The sequence below is a fragment of the Clostridium sp. K04 genome, from assembly GCF_019734375.1.
GTDB classification, from domain to species: Bacteria; Bacillota; Clostridia; order Clostridiales; family Clostridiaceae; genus Clostridium; species Clostridium saudiense.
This window is the reverse complement of the sequence record NZ_JAASHD010000021.1, coordinates 1-24,274: the sequence shown is the minus strand read 5'-3', so window position 1 is coordinate 24,274 and position 24,274 is coordinate 1. Positions and strand designations below refer to the sequence as shown.

Genomic DNA, 24,274 nt, shown 5'->3' with positions numbered 1-24,274 from the left:
AATATTTTAAAAACTAGTTGATATTGGAAAAAATAAAGTGGTATAATAATAGTGTTAATTGTTTAACAATTTAAACAATTAACACTATTATGATTTTAGGGTAAATTAATGGGAGGGTTTTTTATGAGAGAAGTAGTAATAGTTAGTGCAGTAAGAACTGCAATTGGATCATTCGGTGGGGCATTGAAGGATGTTCCAGCAGCAGATTTAGGAGCACTAGTAATTAAAGAAGCTGTAAATAGAGCTGGAGTTAAACCAGAATTAGTTGAAGAAGTAGTTATGGGAAATGTTATACAAGCTGCTCAAGGACAAAATGTTGCTAGACAAGCTGCTGTAAAAGCAGGATTACCAGTAGAGGTTCCAGCTATGACAATAAATAAAGTTTGTGGATCAGGTTTAAGATGTGTAGCATTAGCGGCTCAAATGATTAAGGCTGGAGATTGTGATGTAGTAGTTGCTGGAGGAATGGAAAACATGTCTGCAGCACCATATGCTATTCCTGGCGCAAGATGGGGTCAAAGAATGGGCGATGCAAAAATGGTAGATACAATGATTAAAGATGCTTTATGGGATGCATTTAATGATTATCATATGGGTGTAACAGCTGAAAACATAGCTAAAGAATGGGGATTAACAAGAGAAATGCAAGATGAATTCTCATTAAATTCTCAATTAAAGGCTGAAAAGGCAATTAAAGAAGGAAAATTTGTAGATGAAATAGTACCTGTTGTTATTCCACAAAGAAAAGGTGAACCAAAAGTATTTGCTCAAGATGAGTTCCCAAGATTCGGATCAACTCTTGAAAAAATGTCTAAATTAAGACCTTCATTTATTAAAGATGGTACTGTAACTGCTGCTAATGCATCAGGAATTAATGATGGTGCAGCTGCATTTGTAGTTATGAGTGCTGAAAAAGCAGAAGAATTAGGATTAAAACCAATGGCTAAGATACTTTCTTATGGAAGCAAGGGATTAGATCCTGCAATAATGGGATATGGACCATTCCATGCAACAAAGAAGGCGTTAGAAGGTGCTGGATTAACTGTAGAAGATATGGATTTAATTGAAGCAAATGAAGCATTTGCAGCACAAAGTTTAGCTGTAGCTAAGGATTTAAATTTCGATATGGATAAAGTAAATGTAAATGGAGGAGCAATAGCACTTGGTCATCCAGTAGGTGCTTCAGGAGCAAGAATATTAGTTACATTACTTCATGAAATGGAAAAAAGAGATGCTAAAAGAGGATTAGCAACTCTTTGTATTGGTGGAGGAATGGGAACTGCTTTAGTAGTTGAAAGAGTGTAATTTATATTAAAAATAAAAAAAAAGGAGCTTTTCAGAGGCTCCTTTTATAACTATAGTAATTATAAATATGTTTAATTGTAATTATTAGAATAAAAAATAATAAAAATTTTAAAAAATAATGAATAAAGTGTAAAGCAATTATTCATAAAAAACTAAATAAATATACAGAATACCTTATTAATAATTATAAAATGATAAAAAAAGTTAAAAAAATTTTTAAAATAGTAATAATATTATCAAAAAGTAACAAAATAAAAGTATGAAACGTTATCAGAATAAATAGGAATAAAAAAATAAATATTATGAAAATTTAAACAAATGAAAGATTATAAAATTAATTGCAAAAATAATTTAAAAAGCTCAAAAAAAAGATTTTAGTTGAGCATTTATGAAATAGTATCTAATAACAGGCTATTTTAACGATTAATTGTAAAAAATAAGTAAAAATGAGGTTTTTATTAATTTAGAACTAGGTATATAATTAGCTAATGTCAACAGGGACAGTGTCTAAAAATAACGTAAGAGTATTCCTAGATAAGAGCTCATTTGTATAAATAAATACATACATATAACGATATAACAATTAGTTTTTATATAGGAATAAGATAAGATTCTAGCTCCCAAATAAGTTATTTACTAGGAGATTAAAATGGCTAAAGATCTAAAGTTTATAGTAAAATCTGTAGCAAGTAATGATTTTATAACTGGAGTTGTTTTATTTTTATTATTAGCTTTGGTAGGAAAATGTAAAATTGGATTAATTTTATTTCTTGGATTAATAATTTCTATGCTGAATTTTATTATTTCAGCAAAAATAACTGAGAAATTCATAAATAATCCTAAAAAAAATAAAGCAATTTTATATCCGTTAAGTTATCTAATGAGAATTATTACTATAGTTTTTATAGCAGTAATCTTTTCTAATAAAATAATTAATTTATTAGTCTTTTTATTAGGATTTTTTATACATTATATAATACTAGTAATAACTACTATAAAAGTGCAGAAGGGAAGTGAATAGATGGAACCATCAAAAGCTATATTTTCTTTTTACTTAGGCAAAATAGCAATTGATATAAAACCAGAGGCAATAGTGCAATTAGTAATTGTTTTATTAATTTTAGCTTTAGCTTGGTGGTCTACTAGAAATATGAAAATAAGACCATCTAAAAAGCAAACTATTGTTGAATGGATTTATAACATGTTAAATAATGCTGTAGTAAGTAATGTTGGAGAAGATTTTAGAGGAATTGTTCCTTTCATAGGAACTTTAGGGATATTTGTGCTAGTAATGAATTTTACAGGTCTAGTCGGAATATCACCACCAACAAAAAACTTTAGTGTTACATTAACTTTAGCTTTAATATCATTTGTAATGGTTCAAGGATATGCTATTAAAAAGAATGGCATTGGAGGATATTTTAAAGGATATTTAGAACCAGTATCTTTCATATTACCAATTACAATATTGGAGAGAGTAATGCTTCCAATATCTCTATCTTTAAGACTTTTTGGTAATATGTTAGCAGCTACTTTTATAATAGAACTTGTTTATGAAAGTTTAGAAAAGATAGCATGGTTTGCACAACTTGTTATACCAATCCCATTACATTTGTATTTCGATATATTTGATGGTGGTATTCAAGCAATTATTTTTGTAATGTTAACAATGATAAACATTAAGATAGTATCAGAACATAATTAAAAGGAGGAAATTAAAAATGAATGAAATAGGAATGAGAGCATTAGGAGCAGGTATTGCAGTATTAGTAGGTTTAGGAGCAGGTATTGGTATAGGAAATGCTACAGGAAAAGCAGTTGAAGGGGTTGCAAGAAATCCAGAAGCAACAGGAAAGATCACAACAACATTAGTTATAGGATCAGCATTCGCAGAAGCAACAGCTATTTATGGATTATTAGTATCTATCTTATTAATATTTGTAGGAGTAGCATAATATTTTAATAACTCCAGAAGGGGGTATCAAATAATGGAATTTAATCCAGGTATTATATTAGCCACTATAGTAAACTTTTTGATTCTATTCTTTGGATTAAAATATTTCTTTTTTGAAAAAGTTAAACTAATAGTTGAAGCAAGAGAGAATGAGATAGTGGAGAAGTTAGACAATGCAGATATGGAGCTTGAAAAAGCGAGAAATCTTGCTATTAGTAATGAAAGAGAACTTCAAAGGGCTAAAGAAGAAGGAAAGGCTATTACAGAAAGCCATAAGAAAAGGGCTGAAAAAGTATATGATGAAATTGTTGAAGAAGCAAGAGCTGAAGCAAATTTAATTATAGAAAGAGCCAAAGTAGAAATTGAAAGGGAAAAAGAAAAAGCTGAGTACTCTTTAAAGAAGGAAGCTATAGACTTAGCTTTAGAACTTTCTAAAAAAGTAATTGAAAAAAATATCGATGAGAAAAAAAATAGAACTCTAATTGATGAATTTATTTCAGAGGTAGGTAAATAAATATGTACGAATATTTAGACCGAAGATATGCCCTTGCACTTTATGAAGTTGCTGAAAAAAAAGGAAAAGTTGATGAATATCTTGGAGATTTAAGAGAAATCTGCAATCTTATAGATAATAATAGTGATTTTTTAGAAGTAATTAAACATCCTCAAATAGGTACAAAGCAAAAGAAAAAGACTTTTATTAACATATTTAAAGGTAAAATCGATGAGGAACTTTTATCATTTTTATTAATATTAATAGAAAAGGACAGAATTTTATTTTTAAAAGAAAAGTTAAAGGAAATGGAGAAAATCCATTTAGAAAGATTAAATGTTTTACAAGGAATTGTTAAAACTACAATACCTTTAGAGGAATATGAATATAATGCTTTAGTAGAAAAATTAGAAAAGAAGTATAATAAAGATATTATATTAAAGAAAATAATAGATCCTGAAATTTTAGGCGGAATTTATGTAAGAATAGGAAATGACGTTATTGATGGAACTGTAAGAACAAGATTAGATGATTTAAGAAAGCTGATGCTTACTACGGAATAGAGGTGATTGCATGAACATAAAACCAGAAGAAATAACATCTATCATAAAAAAAGAAATACAAAGATATGAAAATCAAATTAAAACTTCTGATTCTGGAACAATAATTCAAATTGGTGATGGAATTGCAAGAGTTTATGGATTAGATGATTGTATGCAAGGTGAGCTTTTAGAGTTTCCTAATAATGTATTTGGGATGGCTTTAAACCTAGAACAAGATAATGTTGGATGTGTTTTATTAGGTTCTGAAGAAGGAATTAAAGAAGGCGATATAGTAAAAAGAACTAATAGAATTGTTGAAGTGCCTGTAGGAGAAGGAATTTTAGGTAGAGTTGTAAACCCTCTTGGTGAAGAGATTGATGGTAAAGGACCTATAAACTATGCAGGAACTAGACCGATAGAGGTTCCAGCTCCAAGTATTATAGACAGAGCTTCAGTAAATGAGCCATTACAAACAGGGATAAAGGCAATTGATTCTATGGTTCCTATTGGTAAAGGACAAAGAGAACTTATTATCGGTGATAGACAAACAGGAAAAACTGCTATCGCTGTAGATACAATTTTAAATCAAAAAGGTAAAGATGTAATATGTATATATGTAGCTATTGGTCAAAAGCAATCAACAGTTGCACATATAGTTAATACATTAGAAGAAATGGGAGCACTTGATTATTCAATTGTTGTTGCAGGAACTGCATCAGAAAGTGCACCACTTCAATATTTAGCACCATATGCAGGATGTAGTATGGGTGAATATTTCATGCATAAGGGTAAAGATGTTCTTATAATATATGATGATTTATCTAAGCATGCTGTAGCTTATAGAACAATGTCATTATTACTTAGAAGACCACCAGGAAGAGAAGCGTATCCAGGAGATGTGTTCTATATTCATTCAAGACTTTTAGAAAGAGCTGCAAAGCTATCTAAAGAAAATGGAGGAGGTTCATTAACAGCACTTCCAATTATAGAAACACTAGCTGGAGACGTTACAGCATATATACCAACTAATGTAATATCAATTACAGATGGGCAAATATTCTTAGAAAGTGAATTATTCAATACAGGACAAAGACCAGCAGTAAATGCAGGTATTTCGGTATCAAGAGTTGGTGGTAATGCTCAAATTAAGGCTATGAAACAAGTTTCAGGAACATTAAGGTTGGAACTTGCACAATATACAGAACTTGCAGCATTCGCTCAATTTGGATCTGATTTAGATTCTGATTCTAAGAGAAGACTAGAAAAAGGTAAAAGAATATTAGAAGTATTAAAGCAAGATCAATATAAACCAATGGATGTTGAAAAACAAATAGTTATATTGTATGCAACTGTAAATGACTTTTTATCAGATATAAAGGTTAAAGATATTAGAAAATTTGAAGCTGAATTCTTAGAATATATGGATACTCATCATAGAGATGTCTTGAAGCAAGTTATTGTTGAAAAACAATTAACAAATGAATTAAAAGAAAACATTGAAAAATGTATAATTGATTTTAAAAAAGAATTTTTAAAAGATGCATAGCTTTTTATAGCTATGCAATTCTTTAGGAGGTAAAACAGTGGGCGCAGCGGGACTTATAGAAATTAAAAGAAGAATGAAGTCAGTTGAAAGTACTAGAAAAATAACTAAGGCTATGGGGCTTGTTGCCACTTCAAAACTCAGAAAAGCAAGAAAAGAGCTTATAGCTAACGAGCAATATAATAATTTGTGCAAAGAAGTTATTAGTGAAGTTGTTTCTAGTATGCCGGAAGATTTTGACTCAATTTATTATAAAAGCTTTGATGGAGATAAACTCTATATTGTATTAACTTCAGACACTGGGTTATGCGCAGGTTATAATAATACTGTAGCTATATATTTAAACAATTTAGTTCAAAAAAGTGGCGGAGCAAAAGTTGTTGTTGTTGGAAGCAAAGGAATTTCATATCTTTCTAGATATAAAATAAGCACATATGCTGAATATGTAGATTTACCAGATATGCCTGCTACTAAAGATATTAATAGAATATATAATGATGCTATATATTTATATGAAAAGGGAGATGTTTCTGAAGTAAATATAGTATATACAGAATTTATTTCTCCGGTTAAACAAGAGGTAAAAAGTGTTAAAATATTACCAATAGAAAAGAAAGCTTCTCGAGAAGGTCAATATATAATTGAGCCAAATGAAGAAGCTGTATTTAAAAATGCAATAGATATGTATTTAAAGAGCCAACTTAAGACATGTATGCTTAGTGCAAAAGCTAGTGAACATAGTGCTAGAATGACTGCTATGGATGGAGCTACAGAAAATGCAAATGACATATTACAAAGTCTTAATATTAAATTCAATAGAATTAGGCAAGGTATTATAACACAAGAAATTTCAGAAATTGTTGGGGGAGCCGAAGCTCAAAAGTAGCAAGGAGGAAGAAGTATGTCAGAAAGTAAAATTGGAAAAGTAGTTCAAGTAATTGGACCTGTAGTAGATATAAAGTTCGATGAAGCTTCTTTACCAAACATATACAATGAAATTAAAATTGATATGGGTGATAGAGAGCTAGTTGTAGAAGTTGAGCAACATGTTGGGGATGATATTGTTAGAGCAATAGCAATGGAGTCTACTGATGGATTAAAGAGAGGTATGAAGGCTTTAGATACAGGAAAGCCAATATCTGTACCAGTAGGAAAGAATGTATTAGGAAGATTATTTAATGTATTAGGAAATCCTATAGATAATAAAGGAGCCATAGAATCCGATGAATCATATCCTATACATAGACCAGCACCAAGCTTTAAAGAACAATCTTTAGAGCCAGAAATGTTTGAAACAGGAATTAAAGTAATTGATTTAATTGCACCATATCAAAAAGGTGGGAAGATAGGATTATTTGGAGGAGCCGGAGTAGGTAAAACAGTATTAATCCAAGAGTTAATTAATAATATTGCCAAAGAGCATGGTGGAATTTCTGTATTTACAGGTGTAGGGGAAAGATCTAGAGAAGGTAACGACTTATATCATGAAATGATGGATTCAGGAGTTATAAATAAGACTGCATTAGTATTTGGTCAAATGAATGAATCACCAGGTGCTAGAATGAGAGTTTCATTAACTGGATTAACTATGGCTGAATACTTTAGAGATCAAGGTCAAGACGTATTATTATTTATAGATAATATATTTAGATTTACACAAGCAGGTTCAGAAGTTTCTGCATTATTAGGAAGAATACCTTCAGCTGTTGGGTATCAACCAACTCTAGCTACTGAAATGGGTGCTCTTCAAGAAAGAATCACTTCAACAAAAAATGGTTCTATAACATCAGTTCAAGCAGTATATGTTCCAGCTGATGACTTAACAGACCCAGCACCAGCAACTACATTTACTCACTTAGATGCTACAACAGTATTATCTAGAGCTATATCATCATTAGGAATATTTCCAGCAGTTGATCCATTAGAATCTTCTTCTAGAATTCTTGACCCAAGAATAGTTGGAAAGGAACACTATGAAGTTGCAACAGAAGTAAAAAATATACTTGAAAGATATACAGAATTACAAGATATAATTGCAATTTTAGGTGTTGATGAATTATCAGATGAAGATAAGGCTGTAGTTGCAAGAGCAAGAAGAATTCAAAGATTCTTATCTCAACCATTTACTGTTGCAGAGCAGTTTACAGGAATGCAAGGAAGATATGTTCCAGTTAAAGAGACTGTAAGAGGATTCAAAGAAATTTTATCAGGAAAATACGATGATTTACCTGAATCAGCATTCTTATTTGCAGGTACTATTGAAGAAGTTGTAGAAAAAGCTAATAAAATGAAATAGGAGATGTAAGTTATGGGAAAAACAATAAAACTTAACATTGTATCTCCTGGGCGTGAAGTATTAACAGAGGAAATTATTAGTTTATTGACAACCGAGCCTAATGGTAAAATTGAGTTTCTTGCAAATCATGCACCAAGTATAGTTGCTGCTATACCAACGGTAAGTGTGTATACTACCGCTAATGGTGATATAAAGAAATTATTTACATCTTCAGGAATTATATATGTTAAAGATAACGTGATTAATTTCTGCTGTGATTCATTTAATTATCCAGAAGAAATTGATATAAATCGTGCGGAAGAGGCTTTTAAGAGAGCAGAAGAAAGATTAACTAGTAAAAAAGAAAATGTTGATATAGAAAGAGCAAAGAGAGCATTAGCTAGGGCAAATGCAAGATTGCAATTTAAATAAGGAAATCGCTAAAAAGCGACTTCCTTATTTTTTTTTATAGAAAATTATTTATATAACCTTTTTTTTAGATTTGAATAGAATGATATATATACACGAAATCAGTAGAGAAATATATTAAATTTAGAATAAAGAGAACTATTTTAAGAGCTTAATAATATATATATATTATTAAGAGAAATTATTTTACTACAATGTGGCAGTATATATTTATGTAACTTGAATTAACCAAATAGAATTTTGAAATTTCATTTGGACAATTTATATTAAAGCAATGTATAAAAAAAATAGTTTGGACAATAATTTTAGAGGAAGGGCAGGGGATTACAATATGAAAAAAGTATTTTTTGTATTTCTTTTAATCTTTTCTCTATTAATTATTGGTGGAAAAGAGTATAAGTGTGAATCAAAGGAAGATTCTTTCAGTAAGATTGAAGGATATGTGATAAATAATTATGATTTTGTTCAAAATGGAATTAAATTAGAATATACAGTTGATGAAAAATTATGCAAAGAATACTTAAGGATAAAACAATTTTTTGAAGAAAATAATTTTTTAGTACTTTCTACAGAGAATAATAATATTACAGCAGAAAGTGAAAATATTGATTATAGTATTAATATTTGTGAATATAATGATTTGATAAAAGTTCAAGTTATTCTAATTAATAATGATGTTAGTAAATCAGAGGAAGAATTGAAAAAATTATCACAGAAAATAAGAAATGATAATTTTATAAATGAAAGGTATTTTTCATTTATAAAGGGAAAGCTAAATACACAGGATAAAAATTTGATTGATGATTTGGAAAAAAATTTAAATATAAAAGTTAATGAATATTTAGATATAAACAATGGGTGTGTTGCTGAAGCTACATTTGAAGATAATCAACATATAAACATTGGACAAATTAAGTACGATACAGGTTCATATTTAATTATAGGAACACCGATAATTTTCGTAACATACTAACAATAAATATGGAGGATAATATGGAAAAAATCATAGTTAGAGGTGGAAAGGAACTTCATGGAGAAGTTGATATAAGTGTTGCAAAAAATTCAGTATTACCTATAATAGTTGCAACTATTTTAAATCCAACCGAAATAATTTTAAAGAAAGTACCTATGTTAGAAGATGTTACTGTCTTGATTAATTTATTAAGAGAGTTAAATTGTGAAGTGCAATTTTCTTCAATAACAGGAGATTTAAAAATAAATACCCAAAATTTAAAAGAAGTAGATCCTAATAGTGAGTTAATTAGAAAAATGAGAGCATCTTTTTTAATTATGGGACCTATGTTAGCAAGGTTTGGCAAATGTAAAATATCAATGCCTGGAGGCTGTAATATTGGAAGCAGACCTGTAGATTTACATTTAAAAGGTTTTAATGCTTTAGGAATAGAATCTGAAGTTGGGTATGGATATGTCGAAGCTAAGATTGATAAATTACATGGAAACAGAATTTATTTAGATTTTCCATCTGTAGGAGCTACAGAGAATATTATGATGGCAGCTGTTTTAGCACCAGGAGTTACTGTAATAGAAAATGCTGCTGAAGAACCAGAAATCTGGGATTTAGCAAGATTTTTGAATTGTATGGGAGCTAATATTGAAGGAGCTGGATATGGAAAGATAACTATACATGGTGTATCAGAATTGAAACAACCAAAACCATTTACACCTATATTTGATAGAATAGAAGCTGGAACTTTTATGGTTGCAGCTGGAATTACTAATAGTAAGATAACGATTAATGGAGTAAATGAAGAACATTTAATGCCTACTATCGAAAAGTTGAAGGAGTGCGGAGTTTACTGTACTATAGATGGACAAAAGATGATTGTTGATGGAACTAAAGAAAAAAGACCAGTAGATATAAAAACAATGCCTTATCCTGGTTTTCCAACAGATATGCAGGCTCAAATGATGGCTTTATTAGCAATTACTAAAGGAGTAAGTGTAATAACTGAAACTGTATTTGAAAATAGGTTTATGCATGTTGGAGAGCTAGGAAGAATGGGTGCTAATATAAAAATTGATGGTAGAATAGCAATAGTAGAAGGTGTAACTACTCTTACTGGATGCGGGGTTAAAGCTACTGATTTAAGAGCTGGAGCAGCAATGATATTAGCTGGATTAGTTGCAAATGGACAAACGGAGATAGGAGAAATATATCATATTGATAGAGGATATACTAATATTGAAGAAAAGTTTAGAAAGCTTGGAGCAGAAATATATAGAGTTCATAAATAAATTAGGGGTCTTTTTTGACTCCTAATTTTATTTTATATAGAAATATAAGAATTAATAATAATGATAATTTGGAATTGTTCAACAGATTAAAACATATATATAGGTGTAACCTTGGTAAGATGGAGGGAGTATGAGTAAAAATTTTTTAAAAGGATTTACAACGATTAAGTTAGTAATAGTAACAGCTATATGTATTATTTTGTTTATGATAATAATTCCAGTAATAACTATGAAGGCAGATGTGAAAATAGATTTTAATAAATATGCAACTAATAAAGAAAAGATAAATGTTAATGAATCGGATAAGAGTGAAGATAATAAGGTAGAGGAAGAGATAGATAATACAGAGATTAAAGACAAAGTAGATGAAGTGGACAATGTAGATAATGTGGATAAGATAGAGGATATAAACAATGAAATAAACATTAATACAAATAGTACTGTTTCTGTATATATTACTTTAGAGAATAGAATAGAGGAGATAGAACTAGAAGATTATGTATATGGTGTACTTGCAAATACAATGCCTATTAGCTTTGAAACTGAAGCATTGAAGGCTCAAGCTATTGTAGCTAGAACCTATGTTGTTAGTAAAAAAATAAATCCATGTACAGAGGCTAATGGAGGAGATATATGTGACTCAGCACATTGTCAGGTTTATTCATCAAAGGATGATATCCTTAAGAAATGGGGAGAGGAAAATGGAGAGAGATATTGGGAAAAAATAAAAAATGCAGTAGATGATACAAAAGGTATGGTTTTAACTTATGATAGCGAATTGGTAATGTATCCATTATATTTTGCTGTTAGTGCTGGAAAGACCGAGTCAGCAGAAGAGTTAGGGATGGGAAAAATCCCGTATCTTAAATCAGTAGATAGCCCAGGTGATGAGGAATCATCTAAATTTGAAAGTTCTAAGGAAATTACATTAAGTGATTTAGCTTATATAATAAGTAATAAATATCCTAAGTCTGGCATAACTTCAAGTAATATAAGAGATAGTATTAGTATATTATCAAGAAGTGAGTCGGGGGGAGTTATTGAATTAAAAGTAGGAGATAGTGTGATTAAAGGAGCTGATTTTAAAGTTTTGCTAGGGCTCAACTCAACAAACTTTGATTATTCTATAGGAGATAATACGATTATATTCAATTGTAAAGGCTATGGTGAAGGGGTTGGAATGAGTCAGTGGGGGGCAAATGTTATGGCTAAGGATGGGAAGAGTTATGATGAAATATTAAAGCATTATTATACGGGTATTAATATAGGAAATTTAAAATTTAACCTATAAGGTTAATATATACTATATAAACACGAAGAGATTTGATTTATCAAATCTCTTTTTGTTTTTTTATATATAAATTTGACGAATAAAAATTTAGTATAGATTGAATTAATTTAATTTTAGGGGCAAGAATACAATACAGGAGGTGTTGAAATGGACCAAAATAAAAAAAATAAAGTAAAGGACTTTTTCAGAAAGGAGGGCTTTTACTTAGTTTTACTAGTATGTTTATGTGTAGTTGCAACTGTAGCAGCATTTACTATTAAAAAGAATTCAGTTGCTAAGGAGCAAAACAATACTAGCAATGAATTATCTTTAAATGATGTTCAAGATAGCAATTCTTCAGAGGTTGATTCTAACTTTAATATGCAAAATGCAGAAAGGGTAGAAAACAATGATGAATTAGCAGAAGCAAATGATAATGAAATATCTCAAGAAGAAGTTACTAATGAAGCAGATAATGATACTAATGATACTAATGAAGCGATTGTTTCTGAAAATCAAAATAACTCAGAGCAAGAAGCTGATGTTGATGTTTCAGCAGGAACTGATAGTAATATTGTTCTATCATTACCTATAGATGGTGAAGTAGCTATATCAAGAGAATTTGGAAAAATGGTAAGAACTTATTCAGATGAAACTAGAAGTGAAGATATATCTAGAAGAGGTATTGATATAAATGCTGCTGTCGGAACAACTGTTAAGGCAGCTGCAGAGGGTAAAGTTGAAGAAGTATCAAGCAATACTACAGATGGAACTTATGTTGTTATTGCACATGCTAATGGGCTAAAAACAAAATATGCTAACTTAAGCGAAGATGTTAAGGTAGCAGCAGGGGATACTGTTAGTGCTGGTACTGAAATAGGTACAGTAGGAAATAGTTCAGGTATATTTACATCAAAAATTTGCGGAGATGTATTAAATGTTCAAGTACAAGATGCAAATGGAAAAGATGTTGATCCAAGTGCTTATTTCGAGATGAAATAATTTATTAAAGTATCAACCATTTTTATGGTTGATACTTATACAATTATTTAATTAGTTTGAGAATATGAATTTTTTTTATAGATTAAGTAAATAATATATCAAATAGAGATTAAGGAGGTATAATCTTGAAAGACTATATAGAAGAAAGAGTTTTAGAGGTAGCCCAATATATAATTGATTCAAAAGCTACAATTAGAAAAACAGCGAAAGTATTTGGGGTAAGTAAGAGTACTATTCATAAGGATATGACAGAAAGATTACCTAAAATTAATCCGGCTATAGCTGAACAAACACATTTAATATTAGAATTAAATAAATCTGAAAGACATATTAGAGGCGGTAAAGCCACAAAAATGAAATATAAGGCGAATGAAGGATAAAGCTATTGAATGATAAATCCATTAAATATATAATAGAAAAAGGAATAATTTTGTAGAAAAAACAAATATTTTGAATTTTATTATATAGGAGTGAATAAAATGTGGTTTTGGAAAAGCGGTAGCGATTTGGGAATTGATTTAGGGACAGCCACTGTACTTGTTTATGTAAAAGGAAAAGGAGTAGTATTAAAAGAACCATCAGTTGTAGCAATTAATAAAAATAATAATAAGGTTTTAGCAGTTGGAGAGGAAGCAAGAAGGATGATAGGGAGGACCCCTGGTAATATTGTAGCAGTAAGACCATTAAAGGATGGGGTAATTTCTGATTATGATGTTACAGAAAAAATGCTTAAGGCTTTTATTAAGAAAGCTTTAGGAAAAAGAAGGGTTATAGCACCGAGAGTTATGATTTGTATTCCATCAGAAGCAACAGAAGTCGAGAAAAGAGCAGTAATAGATGCAGCTATGAATTCGGGAGCTAAGAAAGTTAATCTAATTGAAGAACCATTAGCGGCTGCAATTGGAGCAGGATTAGATATTACGAAACCAGATGGACATATGATTATTGACATTGGTGGTGGAACAACTGATATTGCAGTTATTTCATTAGGTGGTATTGTTATTAGACAGTCTATAAAAGTCGCAGGTGATAAATTTGATGAAGCAATTACTAGATATGTAAGAATGAAGTATAAGCTTCTAATTGGTGAAAAGACTTCAGAAGATTTAAAGGTTAGTGTTGGATCTGTATTTAAGGGATCAAGGAACATATCAACGACTATTAAGGGTAGAAATTTAATTGCTGGTTTACCAGGTGAAGTTATTATTTCTACTGAAGAATTAAGAGAAGCATTAATGGAACCAGTATCAATGATTGTTGAAAGTGTAAAATCTGTATTAGAAAAGACTCCACCGGAATTAGCAGCAGATATTATTGAAAAAGGAATATTAATGACTGGTGGTGGTTCGTTAATAGATGGATTAGATAAACTTATAGAAGAGAATACAGGTATTAATGTTAGTATTGCAAGTAACACAGTAGAGGCAGTAGCAATGGGAACAGGTGAGGTTCTTAAGTATGCTGATAAATTGGACAATAATATTTCTAATAAAGAAATTACTTTAATAGATTAAATTTATATTAGTAAACAAATAATGCTAGAAGTTATAACTTCTAGCATTATTTGTTTACTATAGAATTTAAATAATAAGCATGTATTAATCCATGAGAAATTACTTTTGCCATTTCGAAAACAAGATGAAGTCGTATACTTCTAGAAGTGAAGAATTCAGCAGTATCACTAGAGTCTATTATACCAATTATTGAAGCAATACCTACATCGGGAAGTGATTTTCCAACACCTTTCCCAGGATGGATAGGATAATCACGAGTGTGTATTTCACCAATTGAATTTACATCTCCGAGACATGCATCTATACCTATTATAGAAGCATTAGGATGAAGCTTATTGATTTCAATAAGTTTTTTATCTAAGTTTAATGCATGAATCGGATTTTCTAACGTACCGTATACAGGTAAAGGAAAATTATGTTCTTGAAGAAAAGTTCCAACAAGTGGGCCTAAACAATCACCTACGCATTTATCAGTACCGATGCATACTATAATACTATTAGAATTAATATATTTTCTCATAAATTCAGCAATTTCATAGTATGCTAAATTAGATTTATAATTAAACTTTCTTTTAATCAAATAATTCACCTCCCATTTTTATATATGGAAATTATTTTTCGCTATTTAAAATAACAAAAAATAATGTTTGTTACTTTAAAGAAAACTTCTTTTCGATTCATTTAGTAAATAAATTTAATAATAAAATTAAAAGTTTAAATTTTGATTATATTATAGCTTGTCTTATATAAAATATATGATTTACAAAGCAATAATATAATTTTATTATAAAAAATTATATTAAGAACTTAAAAGAAAAGGTATCAGTTGGACAATGATGATTTATAAAAGTATGTAAAATTTATTAAAATTAACAAGCTTGTACTTATACTATATTTATATGAGGGTAAATTTGTTACTAATTATGAGGTGAAAAATGAATAAAAAATCTACTATTAAATTTGAAAAAAGTATTATTTTTATTATTATAAAAAAATAGAATTATATATTAAAAAGAAGAATTATAGAGAAAATAAGAGTATATTAAGAATAATCTTTTATAAAGATTAAAAATGGGGGTTGAAATATAATTGGTTTAATTATATACTAGTCCTTGTCAGTTCGGCAGTAACATAATGAATGACAAAAAAGTTGTAAATAAGCACATGGGGGAGTTCCCGAGAGGCCAAAGGGGGCAGACTGTAAATCTGTTACGTTTCGTTTCGATGGTTCGAATCCGTCCTCCCCCACCATTAACAACTTAAAAAAGAAAATTTGAAATTTGGTATTATGCTTCATTGGCTCAATGGCAGAGCAGCTGACTTGTAATCAGCAGGTTGTTGGTTCGACTCCGACATGAAGCTCCAAATGGGGGAGTTCCCGAGAGGCCAAAGGGGGCAGACTGTAAATCTGTTACGTTTCGTTTCGATGGTTCGAATCCGTCCTCCCCCACCATTTCAAATTTAGTTTTATGGAAGCATAGCTCAGCTGGGAGAGCATCTGCCTTACAAGCAGAGGGTCACAGGTTCGATCCCTGTTGTTTCCACCAAATAAGCTTCATTGGCTCAATGGCAGAGCAGCTGACTTGTAATCAGCAGGTTGTTGGTTCGACTCCGACATGAAGCTCCAAATATGGGGGAGTTCCCGAGAGGCCAAAGGGGGCAGACTGTAAATCTGTTACGTTTCGTTTCGATGGTTCGAATCCGTCCTCCCCCACCATTAGCATGGTTTATACCATGCTTTTTTTATTTTATAAAAAATAAATTATAATCATATTATTTTTTATGAATATATTAAATGTTGACATAGTATAATTATATTGATAAAATATTCTAGAAATAAAATTTGATATTAGTTCTTATCCAGAGAGGTGGAGGGATAAAGGCCCTGTGAAACCCGGCAACCTATTAACAGTTAAAAGTTAATAGTTAAGATTAGAGAAAACTATTAGGATTTCATCTATAACTATGAACTATAAACTAAGAATTATTAACTAGGTTAATGTGGTGCAAATTCCTGCAGAACAATTAAGTTTGCAAGATAAGAAAGACCTTAGATAATTATAGTCTCTTCTTTTTGCAAGAGGCTTTTTTTATTGCTTAGAATTAATATCAAAACGAGAGGAGCTAAGCAAAATGAGAAGATTATTTACTTCAGAATCAGTTACAGAAGGGCATCCAGATAAAATATGTGATCAAATTTCGGATGCAGTATTAGACAGTATATTAGAAAAGGACCCAACAGCTAGAGTTGCTTGCGAAACAGCAGTAACAACAGGAATGGTACTAGTAATGGGAGAAATATCAACATCTTGTTATGTAGATATTCCTAAAGTAGTTAGAAAAACAATTAGAGAAATTGGATATGATAGAGCTAAATATGGATTTGATTGTGATACATGTTCAGTATTAACATCTATTGATGAACAATCTGGAGATATTGCAATGGGAGTTGATGAAGCTTTAGAATCTAGAGCAGGAACAAAGGATGATGTTGAAGCAGTAGGAGCTGGAGATCAAGGAATGATGTTTGGTTATGCTACTAATGAAACACCAGAATTTATGCCTTCACCAATTGCCATGGCACATAGATTGTCAAGAAGATTAACTGAAGTTAGAAAAAATGAAACTTTACCTTATTTAAGACCAGATGGAAAAACTCAAGTTACAGTTGAGTATGATGATAATAAAGTTGTAAGAATTGATGCAATAGTTATTTCAACTCAACATGATGAGCATGTAAGTCAAGAGCAAATAAGAGAAGATTTAATGGAGCATGTAATTAAACATGTTATTCCAGCTGAATTATTAGATGAATCAACTAAATATTACATTAATCCTACTGGAAGATTTGTTGTTGGTGGACCACAAGGTGATAGTGGATTAACAGGAAGAAAGATTATAGTTGATACTTACGGAGGATATGGAAGACACGGTGGTGGTGCTTTCTCAGGAAAAGATCCAACAAAAGTTGATAGATCAGCAGCTTATGCAGCAAGATGGGTAGCTAAGAATTTAGTTGCAGCTGGTGTTGCAGATAAGTTAGAAATTCAATTGGCTTATGCAATAGGTGTTGCAAAGCCGGTTTCTATAGAAGTTGAAACTTTTGGAACAGGTAAATTAAATGAAGAAGAAATAACAAGAATTGTAGAAAAAGTATTTGATTTAAGACCAGGAGCTATAATAAGGGATCTGGATTTAAGAAGACCTATATACAGACAAACAGCAGCTTATGGTCACTTTGGTAGAAATGATTTAAATTTACCTTGGGAACAATTAAATAAAGTAGAAGAAATTAAGAAATACTTATAATAAAAAAGCGAAGACATGAGTCTTCGCTTTTTTATTAGATTGAAAAGAAATTTACTCAGTTAGAAAATTAGTAGTTTATCATGAAACTATTCCTAAATTAATAACTATTAACTCAAAACTCTTAACTAGAATAAACTATTTTTCCGTTTACGATAGTCATTTTAATATCAATATTATCATCGAATAAAACTAAATCAGCATCAAAATTTTCTTTTATTTGACCTTTTTTATCATCCACTCTACAATATTTAGCACCGTTAAATGAAGCCATTTTAACTATTTCGTATAAAGGATAATCAGTATTTTCGTATATGTTTTTGATTGCTTTATTTAAAGTTAAAATTGATCCTGCTAATGCACCATTCTCAAGTCTTGCTGATCCATCTTTAACTATGACTGGTTGTCCTCCTAGGGCATAATTTCCATCTGGCATTCCACAAGCACACATTGCATCTGTAACTAATAAAGTTTTATCAGTTCCTTTTTGTTTATAAGCTATTCTTAATGATGGATAGGATATGTGTATACCATCAGAAATAGTTTCAGTAGTAATATCAGTATCAAAGGTTGCACCTACAACACCAGGTTCTCTATGAGTGAAGCCTGTCATTGCATTAAATAAATGAGTTGAGTGACAGAAGCCACATTTGATACCTTCAATTGCTTCTTCATAAGTAGCTTTAGTATGACCTATAGAGCAACGAATACCCTTTTCGGTTAATATACTAGCAAGTTCTTTAGCTCCATCAACTTCTGGTGCCATTGTAATTGATACTACAGAATCCATTGCATCTCCAGTCATAGATTCAAAATTTTCAAAAGTTGGTTTAATTAAATAGTTAGGATTTTGAGCTCCAATGGCATTAGGACTGATAAAAGGTCCTTCTAAGTGTGCGCCTAAAACTTGAGCACCATCTGTACCTTCAAGTTTAGCTTTTTTTATTGCAGTCATAGATTTTAATATGTCTTCTGCTGACATCGTCATTGTAGTTGGTGTAAATGAAGTTGTACCATACTTACAGATGGTTTTGGAAATTTCATTTATTGCGTCAAATGTACCATCCATAGTATCATATCCTCCAGCTCCGTGTATATGAATGTCTATAAATCCAGGAGCTACATATAAACCTTTACAGTCGATGACTGAATCAGAAGAAGTAGTATTTGGATTTATTTCTTTAATAATACCGTTTTCAATTAATATAGAGCCTTTTTCAATTTTATCTAGAAAAATAATATTACAGTTTTTTAATAACATATTAAATAACCTCCCTATGATGTTTAAGCTTTTTATTATAAGCAAATAATTTATAAGTGAATAAGAAGAGTATAAATTAACAATCAAAATTTCACTTATGATATAATTATATAATATTAATAAGTAAAATAAAATGTTTGGAGCGATAATATGGAGATATTAGATGGCTTAGTTGAAGCAGTAATTTTTAGAAGTGAAGATAGCGGATATGTAGTAGCTAAAATTACAGCGAATAAAGAGGTTGTTACGATTGTTGGAATAATGCCGTTATTAAAAGAAGGTCAACAAATAGAGGTTAAAGGAAATTGGATTACACATAAACAATTTGGAAGACAATTTAATGTAGAAGAATATAAAGAGCTTCTTCCAACTTCTGTTAAGGAAATTGAAAAATATTTAAGCACAGGCATAATACATGGAATAGGGCCAGTAACAGCAAAAAAAATAGTAAAAGCATTTGGAGAAGAAACTTTAAATATATTAGACAATAATATTGAAAGACTCAAAGAAGTTGAAGGTATTGGTGAAAAGAAGTATAACATTATTTATGATTCATATTTAGAAAGCAAAGAACTTAAAGATATAATTATGTTTTTTCAAAAACATGGAGTAACAATAAATCAATGCTTAAAAATATATAAAAAATTTGGTCCAGATTCTCAAGATATTGTATCTAAAAATCCATATATTTTAAGTGATGAAATTTCTGGAATAGGTTTTCTAACTTCAGATAGAATTGCAAAAAGCTTAGGAATTGAGCCAGTATCGGATTTTAGAATTCAAAGTGGAATAAGATATGTTTTAAATAATTTTTCAGGTTTAGGAAATACATATATGCCTAAAGATAAGCTAATAAAAGAGTGTCAAAAGGTCTTGGTTGTAGATAAAGAGTTAATAGAAGCAAATATATATAATAGCGTATTAGAGGGTAAAATAAAAGTAGAAAAAATTAATGATGTAGAAGCTGTGTATGCTCTGCCATATTATTTTTGTGAATTAGGAGTAACCAATAAAATTATTACTTTAAGTATTGAAAACTTTCAAACTATAAACTCTGATATTTCTTTTGAAATATCTAGTTTTGAAAAGAAAAATAATATAGAATTTGCAGATTCTCAAAAGGAGGCTATACTAGGAGCTTTTGAAAATGGGATAGAGATAATTACTGGTGGTCCTGGTACAGGTAAGACTACTATAATTAAATGTATAATAGAGATATATGAAAATAATGGGATGAAAGTTCTTTTAGCAGCACCAACAGGAAGAGCAGCTAAGAGGATGACAGAATCAACAGGAAGAGAAGCAAAAACTATACATAGACTACTAGAAATGGGTGTAAGCGATGATGAAAATTCATTTTTTGGTAAAGGTGAAGGTGAACCATTAGAAGGAGATGTAATAATAATAGATGAAGCATCCATGATTGACATAATGCTTATGAATAGCTTACTTAAGGCTATTAAACTTGGAACAAGAGTTATCATAGTTGGAGACGTTGATCAGCTTCCATCAGTAGGTCCTGGAAATGTTTTAAGGGATTTAATAAATAGTGAATTTATTAAGGTTGTAAGGCTTAAAGAAATATTTAGGCAGGGAAAAGAAAGTATGATTATCACTAATGCACATAGAATAAATAATGGTGAGTTGCCATACTTGAATAAAAAAGGTGGAGATTTCTTTTTTGATAATAGAGAAAGTAATGAAGAAATTTTGTCCACTATTTTAGATTTAGTAAATAGAAGATTACCCCTTTTTAATCCTAAGTGGGATAAAACAAGAGATATTCAAGTTCTTTCTCCTACTAGGAAAGGAATATTAGGAGTAGATAACTTAAATAATGAGCTTCAAGCTATATTAAATCCACCTAGTAAAAATAAAAAAGAGAGAAATATTAAGGATATAATTTTTAGAGAAGGCGATAAGGTAATGCAAACTAAAAATAATTATTCTTTAAAATGGAATAGAACAGGTGGATATGGCGATAATGAAGGTGTAGGGGTATTTAATGGTGATATGGGATTTATTGAATCGATTAGTGAGGAAAGTAGAACTGTCACTGTTGTATTTGATGATGAAAGAAGAATTGTATACGATAATATATATGTAGAAGAGTTAGAGTTAGCTTATGCAATTACTATTCATAAGAGTCAAGGTAGTGAATTTAAAGTTGTAATCACACCTTCATTTATGGGTTCAGCTTTTTTAATGAATAGAAATATTTTGTATACAGGTATAACTAGAGCAAAAGAATTAGTTGTAGTTGTAGGTAATCAAAAATCACTAAAATACATGGTAGATAATACAAATAGTATGGAGAGATATTCATCATTAAAAGAAAGAATTGTAGATATTGTATCTGATGATAAAATAAAAGAAGAATAGATAATGGAGTTCTGATACTATGAATTATAAGGAATTGAGTAATACTTTTAAAAAGATAAATAAATGGTATGGTAAAAAAACAAAGGTTTTATCAATAAAGACGAGGCCTTTTAATACAGTTGAAATTTTTTCAAATATAATAAATAAAGTTGTAGGTAGAGAAAGTAATATACTATACGTATTCTGTAGCAAAAAAGAAAAATATGTATATGAACAACAAAATGAACTATATGAATATATTAATGAGACTATAGAAAAAGAAAAAATTGAAAGCAAAATTAAATTTATTTTTATAGATGAAATTAATAAAATAGACAATTTATATGATTTAGTTATATTTGATGACATAAGTTTATTTTCTAAATCTAGTAATAAATACATTAGGGAAGCCATAGAAGATATATATTGGAATTGTAATAAAATAATAGTGTATGCCTCAGAATATATTTTCCCTATTGGAGAAAAATTTGAAATTAATTATATGCCATCACAAGAACCGATGATAGAACCACGATTAATGAATACTAGAATAAAATTAGAACAGGATATTCCACTTTCCTTATTTGAATACTTTAGGTGGTTTAAGGAAAATAAAAGAATTGTTTTAATAGTGGTTCCTTCAGAAGATAAATTAAATAAAGTTTATAATCATTATTACAATATTTTAAAAGAATTAAATATAAGAGTAGTTCGCTATAGTAAAAATCAAGATTTCAGCTTTATTAAAGAAATAATAGATGGTTATAGTGATGCTTTATTTATAGTAACAAATAATTGTGGACAGTATATAAAAAATATTCCTGATGTAAATATAATAATGTTGTTTGCAGACGATATGTTTTATTCATATAAGAAGATACTATATATGTGTGCAGCAATTAATGTTAAAAGTAATATTCATTCAGAAGCAATAATGGTATCTAGGGAAGTTTCTGAAGAAATGGATAAAGCTAAAAATATGGCGAGATCATTTAATAAAAATTTGTGGGAAAGACAATATTTAAAATATTAAAAAAAATATATCAGGAGTTATTAGATATAGTTTATCCGATAGAAGAAAAGTGTATTCTTTGTGAAATAGAAGGATTTATAGGGATATGTGATTGCTGTAAATCTGAAATTAAGAAATGTGATGTTGAGGATAAAACTAATATTTCATATGGGTTTTATGGAGGATTATTAAAAAAGTTAATTTTAGAATTTAAATATAATAAAAATTTTACTGCTGGAGAGATATTATCAAATTTAATTTTAGAGATAATAAATAATCAGAGTATTAATGCTGATGTAATTTGTTATGTTCCTATGACTAAAAAAGCAATTAGAAAAAGGGGATTTAATCAATGTGAAATTATGGCAAGAAACATTAGTTATAATACAGATATTCCAATTAGTAATTGTGTAATAAAGTCAAAGCATACAAAGGAGCAGAAGACTTTAAGTAAAGATGAAAGAAAAAGTAATATTAAAGGAGTCTTTAATATAAAAAGTAGCAAAGATATAAAGGATAAACATGTTATATTGATAGATGATGTTGTTACTACTGGAGCTACAGTAGATGAATGTAAAAATATTTTATTAAAATATGGTGCAAATAAAATTACGGTATTGACAATTGCTAAAAGCAATATATAATAGTAATGTAAAGTTAGGTCTGTGGATGAAAGTCGATGCCAGTCGCAGGCGAAACGATCCACGTAAGTTAGACAAAGTTTTAATGAGCATGGTGCGGTATAGAGGTAAGTCCTGCCAGTAGAGATACTGAGAGTGTTAGTAGTGAGAGGTTAATTCCGGGTAGCAAAAGCTCCAGCAGGCGAGTGTGGGGGCAAAATCCAGGTCAGCTAACTTTATATAAAAAAACATCAATTCGTATGAGTTGATGTTTTTTTATTTTGTTTAAATATTAAGAGAAATAAAGGAAAATAGAGTTATGTAGAGTTAACAAGTTTAAATTTTCTGTAAATTCAGAAAACAATGCTTGTGGAATAAATTTGAAAATGGTAACATATAACTATACTAAATATTGAAATCTTAATAATTATAATTAGAACTTAAAGAGAGGGGTTGACCTTATGAGAGTAACAGTAATAGGAAAGAACATTAACGTAACACCTGCATTGAAAGAAATAGTAGAAAAGAAGATTTCGAAGCTAGACAAATACTTTGAACCTAATGTAACTGCGAGAGCTACATTAACAGTTCAAAAGAATAGTCAAATTTTTGAGGTGACAATACCTTTTAATGGCGTAGTTTTAAGATGTGAAGAATCTACAGATGATATGTATAAGTCTATAGATTTAGTGGAAAATAAACTTGAAAGACAAATCAGAAAGCAAAGAACAAAATTACAAAGAAGAAATAATGAGTCTTTAAGGTTTGGTAACTTTGATGAGGTTGCATCTGAGGAAGATGATAATGAAGGTGAAATAGTAAAAGTTAAGAGATTTAATATAAAACCAATGAGTACTGAAGAGGCTATATTACAAATGGAACTTGTTCAACATAATTTCTTTGTATTTAAAGATTGTGATACAGAAAATATTAATGTTATATATAAGAGAAAAGATGGAAATTATGGTTTGTTAGAGCCTGATTATGTTTAGAATATAATTTATTATATGGAGCTGTCGCAATAGCGGGTAAAAAAATCCGCTAGCGATAGCTCTTTTTCTATATTTTCAAAAAAATAATTGTACATTTTCGATTAAAATCAAATTGAATATAAAAATAGACGCACTTAAA

23 protein-coding genes, 6 tRNA genes and 1 riboswitch are annotated in these 24,274 nt (G+C 29.7%); of the genes, 27 read left to right on the top strand and 2 right to left on the bottom strand.

Annotated elements, in window-relative coordinates:
• Positions 1 to 123: 123 nt before the first annotated feature.
• The 16 genes from HCG70_RS10110 (at position 124) to mreB (ending at position 14,583) form a co-directional block, all read left to right on the top strand.
• Positions 124 to 1,305, top strand: a complete 1,182-nt coding sequence (locus tag HCG70_RS10110; protein WP_221697707.1) for an acetyl-CoA C-acetyltransferase — start codon at positions 124 to 126, stop codon at positions 1,303 to 1,305.
• Positions 1,306 to 1,954: 649 nt separating this feature from the next.
• Positions 1,955 to 2,326 carry an ATP synthase subunit I gene (locus tag HCG70_RS10105; protein ID WP_042399491.1) on the top strand — a complete coding sequence of 124 codons (372 nt, stop codon included), beginning with the start codon at positions 1,955 to 1,957 and terminating at the stop codon, positions 2,324 to 2,326.
• The gene (locus HCG70_RS10100; RefSeq protein WP_042399493.1) at positions 2,327 to 3,010 is read left to right on the top strand and encodes a F0F1 ATP synthase subunit A; all 684 of its coding nucleotides are present in this window, start codon (positions 2,327 to 2,329) and stop codon (positions 3,008 to 3,010) included.
• A 16-nt stretch (positions 3,011 to 3,026) separates the two neighbouring features.
• Positions 3,027 to 3,260, top strand: coding sequence for an ATP synthase F0 subunit C (gene atpE / locus HCG70_RS10095; protein WP_042399498.1), 234 nt, complete (start codon positions 3,027 to 3,029; stop codon positions 3,258 to 3,260).
• A gap of 33 nt (positions 3,261 to 3,293) precedes the next feature.
• The gene (locus HCG70_RS10090; protein WP_042399500.1) at positions 3,294 to 3,773 is read left to right on the top strand and encodes a F0F1 ATP synthase subunit B; all 480 of its coding nucleotides are present in this window, start codon (positions 3,294 to 3,296) and stop codon (positions 3,771 to 3,773) included.
• A gap of 2 nt (positions 3,774 to 3,775) precedes the next feature.
• A complete protein-coding gene (locus HCG70_RS10085; RefSeq protein WP_042399503.1) occupies positions 3,776 to 4,315 on the top strand; it encodes a F0F1 ATP synthase subunit delta in 540 nt (179 codons plus the stop codon).
• A 10-nt stretch (positions 4,316 to 4,325) separates the two neighbouring features.
• Positions 4,326 to 5,840 (top strand): F0F1 ATP synthase subunit alpha, encoded by a 1,515-nt coding sequence (gene atpA / locus HCG70_RS10080; RefSeq protein WP_042399505.1) that lies wholly within the window; start codon positions 4,326 to 4,328, stop codon positions 5,838 to 5,840.
• A 37-nt stretch (positions 5,841 to 5,877) separates the two neighbouring features.
• Entirely contained in the window at positions 5,878 to 6,723 is an 846-nt protein-coding gene (gene atpG, locus HCG70_RS10075; protein WP_042399508.1) for an ATP synthase F1 subunit gamma, read from the top strand.
• Positions 6,724 to 6,738: 15 nt separating this feature from the next.
• Positions 6,739 to 8,133, top strand: a complete 1,395-nt coding sequence (atpD, locus tag HCG70_RS10070; protein WP_042399511.1) for a F0F1 ATP synthase subunit beta — start codon at positions 6,739 to 6,741, stop codon at positions 8,131 to 8,133.
• Positions 8,134 to 8,145: 12 nt separating this feature from the next.
• Entirely contained in the window at positions 8,146 to 8,544 is a 399-nt protein-coding gene (atpC, locus tag HCG70_RS10065; RefSeq protein ID WP_042399514.1) for an ATP synthase F1 subunit epsilon, read from the top strand.
• 328 nt (positions 8,545 to 8,872) lie between these two features.
• Positions 8,873 to 9,514, top strand: a complete 642-nt coding sequence (locus HCG70_RS10060; protein ID WP_042399517.1) for a hypothetical protein — start codon at positions 8,873 to 8,875, stop codon at positions 9,512 to 9,514.
• Positions 9,515 to 9,534: 20 nt separating this feature from the next.
• Complete coding sequence (murA, locus tag HCG70_RS10055; RefSeq protein WP_042399520.1) at positions 9,535 to 10,797, top strand: UDP-N-acetylglucosamine 1-carboxyvinyltransferase; 1,263 nt, start codon at positions 9,535 to 9,537, stop codon at positions 10,795 to 10,797.
• Positions 10,798 to 10,927: 130 nt separating this feature from the next.
• Entirely contained in the window at positions 10,928 to 12,088 is a 1,161-nt protein-coding gene (spoIID, locus tag HCG70_RS10050) for a stage II sporulation protein D (RefSeq protein ID WP_052330699.1), read from the top strand.
• Positions 12,089 to 12,235: 147 nt separating this feature from the next.
• The gene (locus tag HCG70_RS10045; protein ID WP_055291653.1) at positions 12,236 to 13,069 is read left to right on the top strand and encodes a M23 family metallopeptidase; all 834 of its coding nucleotides are present in this window, start codon (positions 12,236 to 12,238) and stop codon (positions 13,067 to 13,069) included.
• 125 nt (positions 13,070 to 13,194) lie between these two features.
• Positions 13,195 to 13,449 carry a sporulation transcriptional regulator SpoIIID gene (spoIIID, locus tag HCG70_RS10040; protein ID WP_042399526.1) on the top strand — a complete coding sequence of 85 codons (255 nt, stop codon included), beginning with the start codon at positions 13,195 to 13,197 and terminating at the stop codon, positions 13,447 to 13,449.
• 99 nt (positions 13,450 to 13,548) lie between these two features.
• Positions 13,549 to 14,583: a rod shape-determining protein MreB gene (gene mreB / locus HCG70_RS10035; RefSeq protein ID WP_042399528.1), complete on the top strand. Its 1,035-nt coding sequence runs from the start codon at positions 13,549 to 13,551 to the stop codon at positions 14,581 to 14,583.
• Between the two features lie 46 nt (positions 14,584 to 14,629).
• On the opposite strand, the gene yyaC is transcribed toward mreB, so the two are convergent.
• Positions 14,630 to 15,163, bottom strand: coding sequence for a spore protease YyaC (gene yyaC / locus HCG70_RS10030; protein WP_042399531.1), 534 nt, complete (start codon positions 15,161 to 15,163; stop codon positions 14,630 to 14,632).
• A gap of 586 nt (positions 15,164 to 15,749) precedes the next feature.
• On the opposite strand from yyaC, the gene HCG70_RS10025 reads away from it, so the two are divergent.
• The 7 genes from HCG70_RS10025 to metK all read left to right on the top strand — a co-directional run bounded on the left by HCG70_RS10025 (position 15,750) and on the right by metK (position 17,892).
• Positions 15,750 to 15,834: transfer RNA gene (locus HCG70_RS10025), tRNA-Tyr, on the top strand.
• A 39-nt stretch (positions 15,835 to 15,873) separates the two neighbouring features.
• A tRNA-Thr gene (locus HCG70_RS10020) sits at positions 15,874 to 15,948 on the top strand.
• Positions 15,949 to 15,951: 3 nt separating this feature from the next.
• Positions 15,952 to 16,036: transfer RNA gene (locus HCG70_RS10015), tRNA-Tyr, on the top strand.
• 18 nt (positions 16,037 to 16,054) lie between these two features.
• A tRNA-Val gene (locus HCG70_RS10010) sits at positions 16,055 to 16,130 on the top strand.
• Between the two features lie 5 nt (positions 16,131 to 16,135).
• Positions 16,136 to 16,210, top strand: a tRNA-Thr gene (locus HCG70_RS10005).
• Between the two features lie 5 nt (positions 16,211 to 16,215).
• Positions 16,216 to 16,300: transfer RNA gene (locus HCG70_RS10000), tRNA-Tyr, on the top strand.
• A gap of 136 nt (positions 16,301 to 16,436) precedes the next feature.
• Positions 16,437 to 16,628, top strand: a riboswitch (SAM riboswitch).
• 88 nt (positions 16,629 to 16,716) lie between these two features.
• Positions 16,717 to 17,892, top strand: coding sequence for a methionine adenosyltransferase (gene metK / locus HCG70_RS09995; protein ID WP_042399534.1), 1,176 nt, complete (start codon positions 16,717 to 16,719; stop codon positions 17,890 to 17,892).
• Between the two features lie 121 nt (positions 17,893 to 18,013).
• Here the strand turns inward: metK and nagA are convergent, their stop codons facing one another.
• Entirely contained in the window at positions 18,014 to 19,150 is a 1,137-nt protein-coding gene (gene nagA / locus HCG70_RS09990) for an N-acetylglucosamine-6-phosphate deacetylase (RefSeq protein WP_042399536.1), read from the bottom strand.
• 150 nt (positions 19,151 to 19,300) lie between these two features.
• On the opposite strand from nagA, the gene HCG70_RS09985 reads away from it, so the two are divergent.
• From HCG70_RS09985 to hpf, 4 genes are all read left to right on the top strand, one after another.
• Positions 19,301 to 21,532, top strand: coding sequence for an ATP-dependent RecD-like DNA helicase (locus HCG70_RS09985; RefSeq protein WP_055276720.1), 2,232 nt, complete (start codon positions 19,301 to 19,303; stop codon positions 21,530 to 21,532).
• A gap of 19 nt (positions 21,533 to 21,551) precedes the next feature.
• Entirely contained in the window at positions 21,552 to 22,544 is a 993-nt protein-coding gene (locus HCG70_RS09980) for a hypothetical protein (protein WP_221697706.1), read from the top strand.
• Positions 22,517 to 23,167 carry a ComF family protein gene (locus tag HCG70_RS17670; RefSeq protein ID WP_042399541.1) on the top strand — a complete coding sequence of 217 codons (651 nt, stop codon included), beginning with the start codon at positions 22,517 to 22,519 and terminating at the stop codon, positions 23,165 to 23,167. Before HCG70_RS09980 ends, HCG70_RS17670 begins: the two co-directional genes overlap by 28 nt.
• Before the next feature lie 437 nt (positions 23,168 to 23,604).
• Positions 23,605 to 24,135 carry a ribosome hibernation-promoting factor, HPF/YfiA family gene (gene hpf, locus HCG70_RS09970; RefSeq protein ID WP_042399543.1) on the top strand — a complete coding sequence of 177 codons (531 nt, stop codon included), beginning with the start codon at positions 23,605 to 23,607 and terminating at the stop codon, positions 24,133 to 24,135.
• Positions 24,136 to 24,274: the final 139 nt, after the last annotated feature.

Excerpts from the sequence above, each read along its gene's own strand:
- HCG70_RS10110 (WP_221697707.1), top strand. The coding sequence starts at position 124 with ATGAGAGAAGTAGTAATAGTTAGTGCAGTAAGAACTGCAATTGGATCA.
- HCG70_RS10105 (WP_042399491.1), top strand. The coding sequence starts at position 1,955 with ATGGCTAAAGATCTAAAGTTTATAGTAAAATCTGTAGCAAGTAATGAT.
- HCG70_RS10100 (WP_042399493.1), top strand. The coding sequence starts at position 2,327 with ATGGAACCATCAAAAGCTATATTTTCTTTTTACTTAGGCAAAATAGCA.
- atpE (WP_042399498.1), top strand. The coding sequence starts at position 3,027 with ATGAATGAAATAGGAATGAGAGCATTAGGAGCAGGTATTGCAGTATTA.
- HCG70_RS10090 (WP_042399500.1), top strand. The coding sequence starts at position 3,294 with ATGGAATTTAATCCAGGTATTATATTAGCCACTATAGTAAACTTTTTG.
- HCG70_RS10085 (WP_042399503.1), top strand. The coding sequence starts at position 3,776 with ATGTACGAATATTTAGACCGAAGATATGCCCTTGCACTTTATGAAGTT.
- atpA (WP_042399505.1), top strand. The coding sequence starts at position 4,326 with ATGAACATAAAACCAGAAGAAATAACATCTATCATAAAAAAAGAAATA.
- atpD (WP_042399511.1), top strand. The coding sequence starts at position 6,739 with ATGTCAGAAAGTAAAATTGGAAAAGTAGTTCAAGTAATTGGACCTGTA.
- atpC (WP_042399514.1), top strand. The coding sequence starts at position 8,146 with ATGGGAAAAACAATAAAACTTAACATTGTATCTCCTGGGCGTGAAGTA.
- HCG70_RS10060 (WP_042399517.1), top strand. The coding sequence starts at position 8,873 with ATGAAAAAAGTATTTTTTGTATTTCTTTTAATCTTTTCTCTATTAATT.
- murA (WP_042399520.1), top strand. The coding sequence starts at position 9,535 with ATGGAAAAAATCATAGTTAGAGGTGGAAAGGAACTTCATGGAGAAGTT.
- spoIID (WP_052330699.1), top strand. The coding sequence starts at position 10,928 with ATGAGTAAAAATTTTTTAAAAGGATTTACAACGATTAAGTTAGTAATA.
- HCG70_RS10045 (WP_055291653.1), top strand. The coding sequence starts at position 12,236 with ATGGACCAAAATAAAAAAAATAAAGTAAAGGACTTTTTCAGAAAGGAG.
- mreB (WP_042399528.1), top strand. The coding sequence starts at position 13,549 with ATGTGGTTTTGGAAAAGCGGTAGCGATTTGGGAATTGATTTAGGGACA.
- metK (WP_042399534.1), top strand. The coding sequence starts at position 16,717 with ATGAGAAGATTATTTACTTCAGAATCAGTTACAGAAGGGCATCCAGAT.
- nagA (WP_042399536.1), bottom strand. The coding sequence starts at position 19,150 with ATGTTATTAAAAAACTGTAATATTATTTTTCTAGATAAAATTGAAAAA.
- HCG70_RS09985 (WP_055276720.1), top strand. The coding sequence starts at position 19,301 with ATGGAGATATTAGATGGCTTAGTTGAAGCAGTAATTTTTAGAAGTGAA.
- HCG70_RS09980 (WP_221697706.1), top strand. The coding sequence starts at position 21,552 with ATGAATTATAAGGAATTGAGTAATACTTTTAAAAAGATAAATAAATGG.
- hpf (WP_042399543.1), top strand. The coding sequence starts at position 23,605 with ATGAGAGTAACAGTAATAGGAAAGAACATTAACGTAACACCTGCATTG.